Raw genomic sequence first — 14082 nt, forward strand, 5'->3', positions numbered from 1 at the left:
GGGAGGCGGTGCCCGCGGCGGGTGGAGACATGGCACCCGCGGTGGGTGGGGGCGTGATGCCCGCGGTGGACGGGGACGTGGTGCCTGGGGTGAGTGGCGAAGCGCTACCCGGGCTGGACGGGGACGTGGTGTCCGCGCTGGGCGGGGACGCGGTCGGCGTACTCCACCCCGGCCATCGGGCCGAGGACGACTACCGGCGCCTGGAGTCCCTGCTCGGCGGCACCGTCCGGCTCCCGCTGGCGCGCACCGGCGGCAGGCCCGAACCCGCCCGGGCGGAGGCCCTGCGGGAGCTGGGCTCCGCCGCCCGTCTGTCCGCGGCGGTGGCCGAGCTGCGGCGGCAGGGCGTACGGGCGGTGCTGTGGGCCGGCACCAGCGCCGGCTTCGCCTTCGGCTGGGAGGGGGCGCACGCCCAGGTGAGGGAGGTGGCCGCGGCGGCCGGACTGCCCGCCTCCAGCACCTCCTTCGCCTTCGTCCACGCACTCCGCGAGCTGGGCGCCACCCGGGTCGCCGTCGCCTCCGGTTGCCCGGGGGAGGTGGCCGGGCACATCACCGACTTCCTCAAGGCGGCCGGCGCGGAAGTGGTCTCCGTCCACCGCGCGACGGAGGCTTCGACTCCCGTACGGGGACGTGCCGAGCTGCTGCGGCTGGTCGGCGCGGCCGATCACCGGCGGGCCCAGGCGGTGCTGCTGCCGGACACCTCGCCGCTCACCGCCCGCTGGCTCGGCGACCTCGAAGCCGCGCTCGGCAAACCGGTGCTGACGGCGAGCCAGGTCACGGTGTGGGAGGGCCTGCGGCTCCTCGACCGCCACCCGCGCCGCCCGGGACTCGGGGCCCTGTTCGACTGAACCGCCAGACCGCCCACGGGGCGCCGCCCGGCCTTCCCGAAGCAACGCTCGGTCGACCACCTGGGCCGCGACAATCGGCCAGTAGAGTGAACGGCGTGGCCAGAATCGTGGAGTTGAACACCTATCCCGTCAAGGGGTGCGCCGGAACCGCGCTCACCGAAGCGCTGATGACGCCGGCGGGGCTCGCCCACGACCGGACCTTCATGGTGGTGGACGCCGAGGGCGACTTCCGCAGCCAGCGCCGCGACCGCCGGATGGCGGTGATCCGTCCCGAGGTCGACCCCGACGGCTCCGGACTCACCCTGCGGGCACCGGACACCGAGGAACTGCGGATCCCGGTGGACACCGAGGGCCCCCGCCGGGACGTACGGCTCTTCGGCAACCCCTTCCACGGCATCGACCAGGGGGACGCGGCGGCGGAGTGGTTCTCCGCGGTGCTGGGCGCCCCCTGCCGGCTGGTGCGGGTGCCGCCCGAGCACGACCGGGTGGCCGGTGGTCTCACCCCCGGCACCAGCGGTTACGCGGACAGCAACGCGGTGCTCGTCGCCTCCCGGGCCAGCCTCGACGAGCTGAACCGGCGGATCGCCGAGACCGGCGGGGAGCCGCTGCCGATGAACCGCTTCCGGGCCAACATCGTCCTGGACGGCTGGGACGTGCCGCACCAGGAGGACCTGGTACGCACCCTCTCCCTGGGCGGGGCGCACCTGGGCTTCGCCAAGCTTGCCGTGCGCTGCGTGGTCACCACGGTCGACCAGGAGAGCGGGCGCAAGACCGGCCCCGAGCCGCTGCGCGCCCTGGCCGGCTACCGCCGTGTGGAGCAGGGCGTGGCCTTCGGTGCCAAGTTCTCGGTGCTGCGGACGGGCACGCTGGCCGTGGGTGACGAGGCGGTGGTGGGCGCCTGGGCCGAGGCGGATCCCGAGTCCGCGGCCCCTTCCCGCGACGGCGGCGGCCCCGCGGCCCCGACCGCCTCCGGAGGCCGACCGGTTTCCGCGACCCGGCCCGCCTCCGAGGCTCGGCCGGTGTCCGCGGAGCCGGCCGTCTCCCGAACCGGGGCAGCCGCCGAGGAATAAGCGGAGCTGGTCTCCGGTTACGCTCGGTGTCACGCAGGATCATGCGCGCCGACGGGGCCGCGCGTCAGACCGCAGGGAGGCGGGCCGCCATGGCCGACCAGCACCAGCAGCACGACATCATCCGGGCCGAGCCCCTGGGCAGCGCGCCCGTCCCCCTGTCGGTGCTGGACCTGGCGACCGTCGGCGCCGGGCTCACCGCCGCCGAGGCGCTGCGCACCACCACCCGGCTGGCCAAGCTGGCCGAGCGGCGCGGGTTCCACCGCTTCTGGGTGGCCGAGCACCACTCCATGCCCGGCGTGGCCAGCTCCTCGCCCGCCGTGATCCTGGGGCACCTGGCCGCGCACACCGAGCGGATCCGGCTCGGCTCCGGCGGGGTGATGCTCCCCAACCACGCCCCGCTGGTGATCGCCGAGCAGTTCGGCACCCTGGAGGCGCTCGCCCCGCGCCGGGTGGACCTGGGCCTCGGCCGGGCGCCCGGCACCGACGGCGCCACCGCCGCCGCGCTGCGCCGCACCGACCTCCCCCACAGCCCTTCGGGCGTGGGAGGTGCCCCCATCCACTCGGGCGCCGACGAGTTCCCGCAGCAGCTCGCCGAGTTGACGCACTTCCTGGACGACGACTTCCCGGACGGCCACCGGTACGCCCGTATCCACGCGGTGCCGGGGCCGGTGCAGGGCACCGTGCCCGGCGGGGTGCAGTCCGCCGACCGGCCGTCGATCTGGCTGCTGGGCTCCAGCGGGTTCAGTGCCCGGCTCGCGGGCGCGCTGGGCCTGCCGTTCTCCTTCGCCCACCACTTCTCGGCCGCCAACACCGTCCCGGCGCTCGAGCTGTACCGGCAGAGCTTCCGGCCGTCCGCGGTGCTGGACCGGCCGTACGCCTCCATCGGCGTCTCCGCGTTCGCGGCCGAGGACGAGCGGGAGGCCCGCCGCCAGGTGCTCACCGGGGCGCTGTCCATGCTGCGGCTGCGCACCGGCCGGCCCGGTCTGATCCCCACCCCGGAGGAGGCCGAGGCGTACGCGTTCGGCGCCATGGAGCGGGAGGTCGTGGACAGCTGGCTGGCGAACGTGGAGCACGGCACCCCGGACGTGGTCCGCGAGAAGCTGAACGCCCTGGTCAAGCGCACCGGAGCGGATGAACTCAAGATCACCGCCAACGGTCATGGCCCACAGGCCCGACTGCGTTCCTACGAGCTGATCGCCGACGCCTACGGGCTGCCGGGGGGAGCGTCCGCGGCGGGCGAGGGGGCATCTTGATGAGCCTCTGACCAGGTATGGCAAGGTATGCCGACGACTCACGCCGGCCGGGTTCCGCGCGGAACCCGGCCCGGCTGTTTTCCGGGCACCGGGACCCCGCGGCGCCAGGGGGGCCGGACAGTCGCACGCCGTACGGGACCGTCCCGAACGGTTCCCGCCCATCTTCAGGAGTACGCACATGAACGGGAAGCGCCGCCGCCTTCTCTTGGCCGCCGTCGACCCCCTGCTCGAGCCCGGGGAGCGGGTCGAGGTGACGACCATCGTGAACCTGGCTTCCGTCACCGTGCGCCGGACGGCGGCGTTCGCGGCGGCCTCGGCCATCCTCAGCGGTGGTGCAATGGCCGTGATCCCGGTGCCGACCCCCATGTACCTGGCGATGACCGACCGCCGCATCTTCGTCTTCCGGGCGAACCCGACGTTCGCCCGGCCGGAAGAGCACCTGATGACGATCCCGCGCGCCGGCCTGGTCCGCACGGAGATCAAGGAGCGGGTGCTCAACTCCTCCTTCGTCGTCTCCTCGCCGGACAGCGAGCAGGGCCTGAGAATCATCTTCCCGCTCGTCGGCCGCAAGGAGCGGAACGTGATAGCGGCCGCCCTGCCCCTGGCCGGCTGACCGCCCAGCGCGGGGCAGGGGGCCAGGGCAGGGCTGGAGCCGAGGGGTGGCCCGGGCCGGACCGGCCCTATCCGCTCCCCACCGCCGGGGCCGGCGCGTAGCCGCCGACCAGCGCGGAGACGCGATCGGCGGAGACCGGGCGGGAGTAGAACCAGCCCTGGCCGGTGTCGCAGCCGATGCGGGCCAGCCGGTCCGCCTGCTCCGCGCTCTCCACGCACTCCGCGGTCACCGTCAGGCCCAGCCGGTGTGCCAGTTCGACCAGGGCCTCCACGATCGTCTGGTCGGCCGGGTTGGGCTGCTCCCCGGCCCGGAAGCCGCGGACGAAGGAGCCGTCGAGTTTGAGCGTGGAGACCGGAAGACGGCTGAGGTAGGCGAGGTTGGAGTAGCCGGTGCCGAAGTCGTCGATGGCGATGGCCACGCCCATGTCGCTCAACTGCTGGAGCGCCTCCAGCGGCCGACCGGCCGAGCCCATCACCGCCGACTCGGTGAGCTCCAGTTGCAGCAGCCGCGGCGGCAGTCCGGTACGGGCCAGGATCGCGGCGACGTCCGCCACCAGATCCGAGTCCCACACCTGCCGTACCGCCACGTTGACGCTCACCACCAGCGGGTTCGCCGGGTGGGCCAGCTGCCAGCGGCGGCCCTGGCGGCAGGCGGCCTCCAGCACCCAGCGGCCCAGCGGCACGATGGCGCCGTTCTCCTCCGCCAAGGAGATGAACCGGTTCGGTGAGAGCCGGCCGAACTGCGGGTGCTGCCAGCGGACCAGTGCCTCCACCCCGTGCACCACCCCGTCCACCAGGCCCACCAGCGGCTGGTAGTCCAGGACGAACTCGCCCCGCTCCAGCGCCGGTCGCAGGGTGCTGGAGAGCGCCTGCCGGGTCATCCGGTGGGCGTTGCGCTCGGGGTCGAACAGCGTCCAGCGGGCCCGGCCGTCCGCCTTGGCCCAGTAGAGCGTGGTGTCGGCGGCCTGCATCAGCCAGGTGGCGTGGGTCTCCGCGGCCGGGCGCTCCACCAGTCCGATGCTCGCCGACAGCGACATCCGCTGCCCGCCCAGGTCGAACGGCCGTTGGAGGGCCGCGAGTACCCGCTCCGCCAGCTCGCACAGTTGGTCGGTGCCCCGGGAGTCCTCCACGAGCAGGGCGAACTCGTCGCCGCCCAGCCGGGCCACCAGGTGCCCACCGGGCGCCGCGCACTCGGTGAGCCGCCCCGCCACCGCGCCCAGCAGCCGGTCGCCCACCCGGTGCCCCAGCGTGTCGTTGACCGCCTTGAAGCCGTCCAGGTCCAGGTAGCACAGCCCGATCCGGGCCCCGCCCCGAGCCCGTCCGGCCTGCTCCAGCGCGCCGGCCAGCCGCTCGAAGAACAGGCTGCGGTTGGGCAGCCGGGTCACCGGATCGTGCATTTCCAGATGGCGCAGCCGGGCCTGGAGGTCGGCCCGCTCGGTGACATCGGTCAGGCAGAGCAGCACCCCGCGGCCGTCGGCGGTCCGCTCCACGCTGATCTCGGCCCAGCGGGGCGCGCCGGCCACCGGCGGCAGCGGCCGGGTGCAGCGCATCCGGGGCCGCTCGCCGCGCAGCACCGCCAGGTACGCGGCCCACTGCGCCGGGTCCTCGCGCAGCCCGGCCAGGTCGGCGGCGCTGCGGTCGGCGAGCCGGGCCGGATCGGTGCCCAGCAGTGCGCCCAGGGCGGGGTTGGCGTCCAGCACCAGGCCGTCGCGGTTGACCACCGCCATGGCGAGTCGGGCGGCCTGGAAGGCCGCGCGGTAGTCGGCGAGGGGCGCCCCGGGTCCCTCGATGCCGAGTGCGGTATGACGTTGAGTGATCGACGGCGGTGTGGTGCGGGGCGCGAGACCCTGGCCGTCAGGGGTTCCGCTCACCGTTCGCTCCCGCGAGGTGCTCGTCTGGTACGGGTCTTCTGCATATCTCACACCGGGTGCCGGGCGGACCGCGAAGTACCACCCGAATGGGGAGTTCCCGCTGGAAATGTGGCGATCATAGAGGCTATTACTCCGCCCGATCCAGCGACGCAACCGGGCTTCTTGACGACGTGATCATGTGTCTGGCCGTTTCTGCTCAACTCTGCACGGACCCACAGGCTCAATGACCGACTGTGACCGTCTGTCACGTACCCGGTCCACCGCCCCTTCACTCGACCGGCTCAGTGAACAGGGCGTGGCACTCCGTTCCGGCCCAGGGTGGTCGAGGGGCCCCCAGGGCGGAACGGGAGGTCTGAGTGGTGCCTTGGCAGCTGCCCGAACAGGAGCGGCGGCCGGTGCGGCTGCGACGCACCGGTGCGGTGCTGACCTCGCTGAGCGCGCTGATCGCCACCACCGTCGTCGCCGGCCCCGCGGCGGCCGTCGGCCGCGGTGGGCCGTGCGCCCTGCCGCGTACCGGCGTCCACCACTCCGAGGGGCTGGACCGCTGGAACGACGCCTACCCCCGTCCGCTGGGGCGGCTGGACGCGCTGATGCTCTTCCTGTCGTTTCCGGACTCCACGCCCTACACCACCCCCGGGCAACTGGTCGACGACCACTTCCCGGACACCGCGAACTTCTTCCGCCGCGCCTCGTACGGCCAGTTCGAGCTGCGCCTCCACCCGCTGCGGCGGTGGATCACCATGCCCGAGAAGTCCACCGACTACGCCATACGGCGCGACTGGGACCCGGGACGGCGCACCACCTACCTCCGCCAGGCCGTGGCCGCGGCCGACCCCAAGGTCGATTTCTCCCGCTATGACCTCGTCTATCTGGTCGCCGATCCGGACGCGCCGGGAATCGACGCCGACGCGACCAAGGTGGTCAACTTCGACCAGCCGCTGCGCGCGGACGGGGCGGCGCTGCGGCGGCTGGTCACCGTCTTCGAGAACCACCCGCCCGACCAGCACGTTCTCGCCCATGAGACCGGGCATGTCTTCGACCTGCCGGACCTCTACCGCCGGCCCTCGGGCAGCGGCGGGGACTGGGACACCCGGGTTGGGGACTGGGACCTCATGGGTAGTCAGTTCGGTCTGGCGCCGGAGCCGTTCGGCTGGCACAAGTGGAAGATGGGCTGGCTCGCCGACCGGCAGGTGCAGTGCGTGCACCGGCAGGGCACCACCGTGCACGTCCTGGAGTCGATGGGCGCCCCGCTGACCCCCGGCGTGCCCGGCAGCGACACCCGCACCCGCCTGGTGGTGGTCCGCACCGGCCCGACCTCGGCACTGGCCATCGAGGCGCGCGGCACCCACGGCAATGACACCGGGCTGTGCACCGAGGGCGTGCTGGTCTACCGGGTGCGCAGCGATGTCGCCTCCGGCGAGGGGCCGGTCCGGGTGCTCGACGGGCACCCGGACTCCGAGGGCTGCCCGGTGGGATCGGTCTACCCCAAGCTCGCGGACGCGCCGCTCGGTGCGGGGGAGAGCCTTGCCGTCCGGGAGGACGGGGTCCGCGTGACGGTCCGCGGCCGCACCACCGGCGGCGCGTGGACGGTCCAGGTCACCAACGGCACGGACGAGTAGGGCCGGTCACCGGCGGCACGGGCGGCCCGCCAGGCCATCCCGCCATACGGCCCTTCGGGTGGCCGCCCGCCGGTCCTCGCACGCCTGCCGGCCCGGCCCGGCCCGGACGGCCCTCCGAGGCGCCCGCCCGCCACCTCCGTACGGAGCCTCCGCAGGTCCGTCCGGGAGGCGGACCGCCTGTCGTGGTGGGCGTAGGCGGGGTACGCCGGAACGCCGGGTGCCGCCCGGAGGGGATGGGGCATCGCGTAGCGCGAATTACGCCGGACGGGGTGGCGGGAGCGGGCGGTCGGGGGAGAACGGGTACGTCAGCCGCCCCTGGTCCAGTCGTGTTCGAGGCGTATTCGAGCCGTCGCCGCGAGACTCTGCGCCGCATGCCCCATTGCGGCGAGATGCCCGGGAGTTGAGGAATGATCCCACAGGCGAACCCGGCAGAGACCCTGGCCGCGCACGCCGCCCGGCGCGGCAGGGAGCGCGCGGTGATCGACATCGCCCCGGACGGCTCCCACCGCTGGATCAGCTACGCGGAACTCGACCGGTGGGCCCGGGAGGTCGCCGACCGGATCCACGCCCATGCCGCCGGCCGGCGGGTCCTGGTGGCCATGGACTGCGGGGCGCACGCCGCCGCCGCGCTCTTCGGCTGCCTGTACGCGGGGGCCGTCGCGGTCCCGGTCCCCGCCCCCGACGGCTCCACCACCGCGGCCGAGCGCACCGCGGCCATCGTCAAGGACGCCGCCGTCCAGCTGGTGCTGACCGAGGCGGCGCACGCCACCGAGGCCTCCCGGCTGCTCTCGCCGGCCGGCGGCCCGCGCCCGGTCTGCCTGGCGGTGGACGGCCCACCCCCCGCCGCCCGGCCGGCGGACCCCGCGAGCGGCCGGGGCCGCCCGCACCCGGCGGAGGCCGCCGCGGAGCGGGCCGGGGCCGAGCGCGGCGGCCCGGTCCGCAGGGCGGGCACCCGGCGCGCCGGCGGGCCCGCCCTCCGGCGGCCGGCCCGGGTCGGCCGGGACGAGCTCGCCCTGCTGGCGTACGACGCCGGCCCCGCCACCGCCCCGCGCGGCGCCTGCCTCACCCACGGCAATCTGCGGGCCGCGCTGTACACCGTGCACCAGGCGCTGGGCGCCGACCGCGGCTCCCGGGTCGGCGGCTGGCTGGCCCGCCAGCACACCCTGGGGGTGGTCGGACAACTGCTCTACCCGCTGCTGCTGGGGGCCACCGCGGTCCCGCTGCCGCGCGGCCTGGACCCGCTCCGGTGGCTGTGCGCGGTCGGCCGCCACCGGATCACCGAACTGCTCGCCCCCGACTCCCGGTACGCCGAGTGCGCCGCCCGGGCCGCGGCCGGGGAGGTACCGGCCGATCTGGACCTGTCCCGACTGCGCACCGCGGTGGACGCCGGGGAGCCGGTGGCCGGCACCACCCTGGCCGCCTTCCGGCGCGGCTACGCGGCGGCCGGGCTCTTCCCGGGTGCCCTGGTGCCCGGCTACGTCCCGCCGGAGGCGGCCCCCTGGCTGCTGGTGGCCGACCCCGGACCGGGCCGGGCCGCGGAGGTGTGCCTGGTCGACCCGCGCAGCCGGCAGCCGCTGCCGGAGGGTGTTCCGGGGGAGATCTGGCTGCGCGGCCCGGCGGTCGCCACCGGGCACCACCGCGACGGCACCCGGACCCCCGGCGAGTACTTCGCGGCCCGCACCGCGGACGGCCGCGGCGGCTATCTGCGCACCGGCGACCTGGGCGTGCTGCGCGGCGGCAGGCCCCTGCTGATCGGCAGGCTGCACGAGACCCTGCTGGTCGACGGGGTGACCCTGGACCCGCGGGACGTGGAGCGGGAGCTGCTGCGCTGCGGGCGCACCCTGGGCACCGCCCGGGTCTTCTGCACCGGGCCCGGCACCGGACCGCTGATCGTGGTGCAGGAGGTGCTCTCGGCGGGCGGCAGCCGCGCCGGACTGCCCCAACTCGCCCGGCGGGTACGGGAACGGGTGGCGGTGGAGTTCGGGGCGACGGTCGCCGGGGTGCTGCTGGTGCGCGCCGGGACACTGCGCCGACCGGGCACCGGCAAGGTCGCCGGGCGGCTGCTGCGCGAGCAGTTCCTCCGCGGTGAGGTGCGCGCCCTGCACGCCGAGTACGCCCCCGGCCTGCGGGTCCCGGCGGTCCGGACGGTATGCCCCGGTTCCCCGCGGGTCACCGCGCGCCGGAATCCGCCCGGCCCGGTCGGCGCCGTACCCGAACGCGATGCGCACATCTGAACCATTCTCGAACTGAAATACGGGAAGGTGGCCGCGGAAGATTTCGAAATCCGGTCCGGAGGGCGTAATTCACCGGTGTGAGGTGCGCGGGCCGAACGGATTTGGGAATAATCGTATGCAGGGCGTCAGAGTGGGGGTTCGGCGTTCTCCCGGGAGGGAATTCCCGGGCACCCCCGATCGGAATCGCAGGCCGGCGCGGAGGGTCGAATGCCACCGCGCGGCACACCGGAAGCACGCTTGGGGGGCGATGTGGTCACCGTTCTCATCGCGGAAGACATGCGGATGCTGCGTCAGGCGCTGGTCGCCCTGCTGGAGCTGGAACCGGACATCGAGATCGTCGCCGAGCTGGAGGACGGCTCGGACATCGTGCCCCGCGCCCTGGAGGTGCGGCCCGACGTCGCGGTGCTCGACATCGACCTGCCCGGCATGGACGGGCTGACCGCCGCCGCCGCGCTGTACACCGCCGTCCCCGACTGCCGCACCATGATGCTCACCAGCCTGGGCCGCCCGGGCAACCTGCGCCGGGCGCTGGCCGCCCATGTCTCCGGCTTCCTGGTCAAGGACAGCAGCCCGGACACGCTCAGCGAGGCCATCCGCGCGGTCGCCCGCGGTGAGCGGGTGATGGACCCCCAGCTGGTGCTGGCCGCGCTGGACGAGGAGCCGCAGCCGCTGACCCCGCGCGAGCGGGAGGTGCTGCGGCTCGCCTCGGAGGGCGCCGGCGCCCAGCAGATCGCCACCCGGCTGTTCCTGTCCGCCGGGACCGTGCGCAACTACCTGACCTCCGTGGTCACCAAGCTCAACGCGCGCAACCGGGTGGACGCCATCCGGATCGCCCGGGAGGCCGGCTGGCTGTGACCGCGGCACCCCGCTCGGCCTCTCCGACGGCCTTGCGGGTCCGCGGCGCCGCCCGATCCGCCGCCGCGCACCGGGGCCCCGCGAACTCCGTGAACTCCACGACCCCCTCGGGGCCGTCCGGGCCCTCGGACTCCCCGCGCTCCCGGATCCCCGCGCGCCCCTGGGGAGCCCTGGACTCTCCGGGCTCGCCGGATGCGCTGGTCTCCTTGGGCTCCTGGACATCCCCGGGCGACGCGGCCTCCGGGGGTCCCTCGACCGCCCCCGGCTCCTCCTCGGGGCGTACGGCCTCCGCCGCCGAGCGCTCCCGCCCGGACCCGGCCGCCGCCATGGCCTTCGGCTCGAGCTCGGCGGTGAGTTCGAACCAGCCGTCCTCGGGGCGTATCCCGGCGCGCAGCCGGCCGCCGAGCTGACTCACCCGGACCGCCAGATTGCCCAGGCCGCTGCCGCCGTGGGTCTCGCCCGCGGTGTCGGCGCGCAGCAGCGTGGACGCCCGGCCCACCCCGTCGTTGGCCACCGTCAGCCGCACCGTACGCCCGGTGCGCAGCGCCTCGATGGCGCAGTGCTCCGCCTGGCTGTGCCGCAGCACATTGGTGAGCCCCTCGCGCAGCACACTGGCCAGTACGGTGTCCGCGCCCTCCGGCAGCTCCCCGTACTCCAGCCGGATGGTGGTGCGGATGCCGACCGCGGCGAGCATCGAGCGCGCGGTGCGCACCTCGGCGGAGAGCGACATCCGGCGGTACCCGCGGGCCACCGAACGCACATCCGCCAGGGCCTGCCGGGAGGTCTCCAGGATCTCCGTCAACTCCCGCTGCGCCCGTGACTCCTCGTCGGGGACCAGCCGGTGGACCAGTTCACACTTGAGGGTGATGGTGGAGAGGCTGTAGCCGAGCAGGTCGTGCACATCGCGGGCGAACCGCAGCCGCTCCTGGGCCACCGCCAGCTGGGCCAGCTCGGCGCGCGACCGGTAGACCTCGGCGACCAGGCCGGTGAGTCGGGACAGCCCGAAGACCACCAGACCGGTGAGCGCGGTGGAGATGGTCGTGTACGCGACCTGGCCCCAGCCGAACCCCACCTGGAACAGCAGTACGTCGGTGCAGGCCATGATGGATCCGAAGGCCAGCCAGGACAGCGGCGCCCGGAGCACCAGCAGCGCGGAGCCGGCCAGGAAGCCGGGCATCCCCAGCCAGGCCTGTTTGAAGATCGCGAACGGCAGGAAGGTCAGCAGGGCCTGGAGCCCCAGCGTCCACGGCCGCACCCCGCTCAGCCTCGGCGCCAACCCGGGGAACGAGTGCGCGAGTTGCAGGGCCAGCAGGGCCACCAGCGCGGGCAGCAGGGCCAGGGTCAGCAGCGCCGCGTCCACCGAACGCCCGGAGGGCTGAGCTCCGAACACATAGGTGATCGCTACGCTGAAATAACCAAGAAGCACGACCGAGGTGATCACCACGGCCATTCGCGGCGCGAGGTCGTTCCCGGTCGGTGACGCCTTGCGCCCGGCCTCGTCGGGCAAGGGAATGCCCTGCACAGATCCTCCGAAAACTCGGACCGTATGAGGTGGCTTGCCCGAGAGTATCCGATCTCCAGGGGGCCAGAGGGGGAATGGACAAACGCTGGAGCACTACAGGAAGAGCGGCACCGGATTCAGTTCCGAATATGCCGTAGGGATGTGGATCCTGCCCAGCGAAACGGGAACATCGAACAGCCTCCCCGGCGCGAACCGGGCCCAGTGCGGGCGGAGTCCGGGCACCAGTACCTTCACCACCGGCAGCCCCACGTCGGGCCGCGTCTGGTCCAGCACCAGCAGCTCCAGACCCCGATCGCGGAGCAGGTCCCGTACCGCGCCGACCCGTTCGGCGGCCGAGGCCCCCGGGGGCGGGCGGAAGAGGGCCGCCGCGGGCACCGGCGGGGCCGCCGGGTCGGGGCGCAGGTAGGGCTGGTCGGCCAGGGCGGCGGTGGCGAACCAGCGGCGGGCCACCGGGTCCATTCCCGCGTAGCGGGCGTGGTCCGGGTCGGTGAGCGGCGGCAGCATCTGGTTGAGCTCGGCCAGCGCCCGGCGCAGCGCGGTCCCCCAGTCGAAGTGGGCGCCGAAGCCCAGCACGATCTCCTCGGCGGGCCCGTCGGTGCGCCGGGACAGCGCGGCCACCACCGGGATCCCCAGATCGGTGGTGAGGTCCAGCGCCCAGACCTCGCGGCCCAGATCGGCGTGGACGCGCCGTATCCGCTCGACCCACGCGCCGGTCTCGGCATCCGCCAGGGAACCGTCCAACGCCAGGACCGGTTGGCGGCTGCGGTTGTACCACCACAGGGCGACCGCGTCGCGCTCCACCAACTCCAGGAAGCCGCGCAGCACCGCGTCGGCCGGACTGTCCCCGGCCGCCGCGCCGTTGGAGGTGGCCAGGCAGTAGTGCCGGCCGGGCGGTTGCGGCTCGCCGTAGTAGAGCAGCGCGGTGGGCAGCAGCCGGTGCCGTTCCGCGGTGATCGACCACACCGGCGTCCAGTCGATCTCCGCCTCCTCGTCGAAGGGGTCGCACACCCGGTGCTGCGGCTGCTGCTCGGCGTTCCAGCGCTCCCGGTCCGCGAACTGCCGCGGGTCGTACAGCTGTACGGCGTCCGGGTGCACCGCCGCCTCGGGCCCCAGGTCGCAGTAGCGGGCGCGGTGCCGGGGCTCGTCGCCGTGCCGGTATCCGCTGTGCTGCTCCAACGCCTCGCAGAGCGCGCCGGCCTCCGCCTGCTCGGCCGTGGTGCCCTTGCCGTGGGCGGTGGCCCGCAGCCCGGCGCGTACCCCGTCGAGCCCGGGCGCGCCGTCCGCGTCCAGGGCCCCGGGCGGCGGGCGGTAGGCGGCGTGGAAGCAGTTGAGCGACTCAGGCCCGCGCGGATCCCGCCGGATCTCGCTGACCAGCCCGGTCACCGGCCCCACCAGAGCGGAATAACGTTCCAGCAGCTGCCGCGGCGAGGGCGGGGTGCGGGCGGCCCACGCGCCGGTCGCCCCGGGGGCGGGCGTACGGCCCGGTTCCGGCGCCAGCGCGAACGGGGCGCGTACCCGCTCGGCGACCAGCTCCGGGTTTCCGCAGGCCGGGCACTGCGGGCGGCGCTGTACGGAGTGCCGCTCCCCGGTCGAGGTCAGCCCGTCCACCGTCCACAGCTGGGACTGCGCCGGGTGCCGGAGCCCGGCCAGCCAGCCGGCCGCCTGCACCGCGGCCAGGTGCAGCCCGGCGGTGCGCGCGGCGGGCAGCGCGGCGGCCGGGCGGGGCAGCGGGGCGGTCCGGCCCAGCCGGGACAGCAGATGCGCCTCGGCCCGCCGGCCGCGCCACAGCCGGTCGGCCAGGCAGGCCCAGCAGGGGCCGTCCGGGTCGCCCAGCAGCGGGCCGATCCAGGTCTGCGCGCCGTCCGGTTTCACCGGGAGCCAGCGGCGCCCCGCGGCCCGGTGCTCGGCGTCCAGCCGCCCCAGGGCGGGATCGAGGTAGTCCGCGCAGACCACCAGGGTCAGGGCGGCCCCGGCGGGCTCCGGCACGGTGTCCACCCCGGCCGCCCGCAGCGCCCGGCACGCCTCGGCCGGATCCAGCGACCCCAGCGCCACCACGGCGGCCGACCCGCACACGAGGGGGACGGCGGCTGCGGGGTCGGCGTCGGGGCCGGCCGTGGTGGGGCGGTCGGTGGCGGGGCCGTGCGCCGGGGTGCCGCGGACCGGGTCGGAGCGGCCACTCGCCGTGCGCGCCGTGCGCGCTG

At 74.9% G+C, this 14082-nt stretch carries 10 protein-coding genes; 7 read left to right on the forward strand and 3 right to left on the reverse strand.

Going from position 1 to position 14082, the window contains the following annotated elements; all coding sequences use genetic code 11:
* Positions 1–137 precede the first annotated feature (137 nt).
* The 4 genes from E4099_RS18360 to E4099_RS18375 all read left to right on the forward strand — a co-directional run bounded on the left by E4099_RS18360 (position 138) and on the right by E4099_RS18375 (position 3781).
* Positions 138–845 carry a maleate cis-trans isomerase family protein gene (locus E4099_RS18360; protein WP_135340183.1) on the forward strand — a complete coding sequence of 236 codons (708 nt, stop codon included), beginning with the start codon at positions 138–140 and terminating at the stop codon, positions 843–845.
* A gap of 95 nt (positions 846–940) precedes the next feature.
* Positions 941–1915 carry an MOSC domain-containing protein gene (locus E4099_RS18365; RefSeq protein WP_135340175.1) on the forward strand — a complete coding sequence of 325 codons (975 nt, stop codon included), beginning with the start codon at positions 941–943 and terminating at the stop codon, positions 1913–1915.
* A gap of 89 nt (positions 1916–2004) precedes the next feature.
* Positions 2005–3168, forward strand: coding sequence for an LLM class flavin-dependent oxidoreductase (locus E4099_RS18370; protein ID WP_135340176.1), 1164 nt, complete (start codon positions 2005–2007; stop codon positions 3166–3168).
* A 178-nt stretch (positions 3169–3346) separates the two neighbouring features.
* Positions 3347–3781, forward strand: a complete 435-nt coding sequence (locus E4099_RS18375) for a hypothetical protein (protein WP_135340177.1) — start codon at positions 3347–3349, stop codon at positions 3779–3781.
* A 67-nt stretch (positions 3782–3848) separates the two neighbouring features.
* Here E4099_RS18375 and E4099_RS18380 read toward each other — a convergent pair whose 3' ends face one another.
* A complete protein-coding gene (locus tag E4099_RS18380) occupies positions 3849–5651 on the reverse strand; it encodes a putative bifunctional diguanylate cyclase/phosphodiesterase (RefSeq protein ID WP_135340178.1) in 1803 nt (600 codons plus the stop codon).
* A gap of 356 nt (positions 5652–6007) precedes the next feature.
* Between E4099_RS18380 and E4099_RS18385 the strand changes: the two genes are divergently transcribed.
* From E4099_RS18385 to E4099_RS18395, 3 genes are all read left to right on the forward strand, one after another.
* On the forward strand, positions 6008–7270 hold the full coding sequence (locus E4099_RS18385) for a M6 family metalloprotease domain-containing protein (protein ID WP_245244965.1): 1263 nt from the start codon (positions 6008–6010) through the stop codon (positions 7268–7270).
* Between the two features lie 407 nt (positions 7271–7677).
* A complete protein-coding gene (locus E4099_RS18390) occupies positions 7678–9504 on the forward strand; it encodes an AMP-binding protein (RefSeq protein ID WP_135340179.1) in 1827 nt (608 codons plus the stop codon).
* A gap of 207 nt (positions 9505–9711) precedes the next feature.
* A complete protein-coding gene (locus E4099_RS18395; protein WP_386389279.1) occupies positions 9712–10359 on the forward strand; it encodes a response regulator transcription factor in 648 nt (215 codons plus the stop codon).
* Here E4099_RS18395 and E4099_RS18400 read toward each other — a convergent pair.
* Positions 10301–11881, reverse strand: a complete 1581-nt coding sequence (locus tag E4099_RS18400; protein WP_135340181.1) for a histidine kinase — start codon at positions 11879–11881, stop codon at positions 10301–10303. The genes E4099_RS18395 and E4099_RS18400 overlap by 59 nt on opposite strands.
* Positions 11882–11974: 93 nt before the next feature.
* On the reverse strand, positions 11975–14082 hold a 2108-nt coding region (locus E4099_RS18405), incomplete at its 5' end, for a TOMM precursor leader peptide-binding protein (protein WP_135340182.1).

The sequence above is a fragment of the Streptomyces palmae genome, from assembly GCF_004684805.1.
Classification (GTDB): Bacteria; Actinomycetota; Actinomycetes; order Streptomycetales; family Streptomycetaceae; genus Streptomyces; species Streptomyces palmae.

What these genes read in the sequence shown, in the direction of transcription:
- E4099_RS18370 (WP_135340176.1), top strand. Translation starts at nt 2,005, where the DNA reads ATGGCCGACCAGCACCAGCAGCACGACATCATCCGGGCCGAGCCCCTG.
- E4099_RS18375 (WP_135340177.1), top strand. Translation starts at nt 3,347, where the DNA reads ATGAACGGGAAGCGCCGCCGCCTTCTCTTGGCCGCCGTCGACCCCCTG.
- E4099_RS18390 (WP_135340179.1), top strand. Translation starts at nt 7,678, where the DNA reads ATGATCCCACAGGCGAACCCGGCAGAGACCCTGGCCGCGCACGCCGCC.
- E4099_RS18395 (WP_386389279.1), top strand. Translation starts at nt 9,712, where the DNA reads ATGCCACCGCGCGGCACACCGGAAGCACGCTTGGGGGGCGATGTGGTC.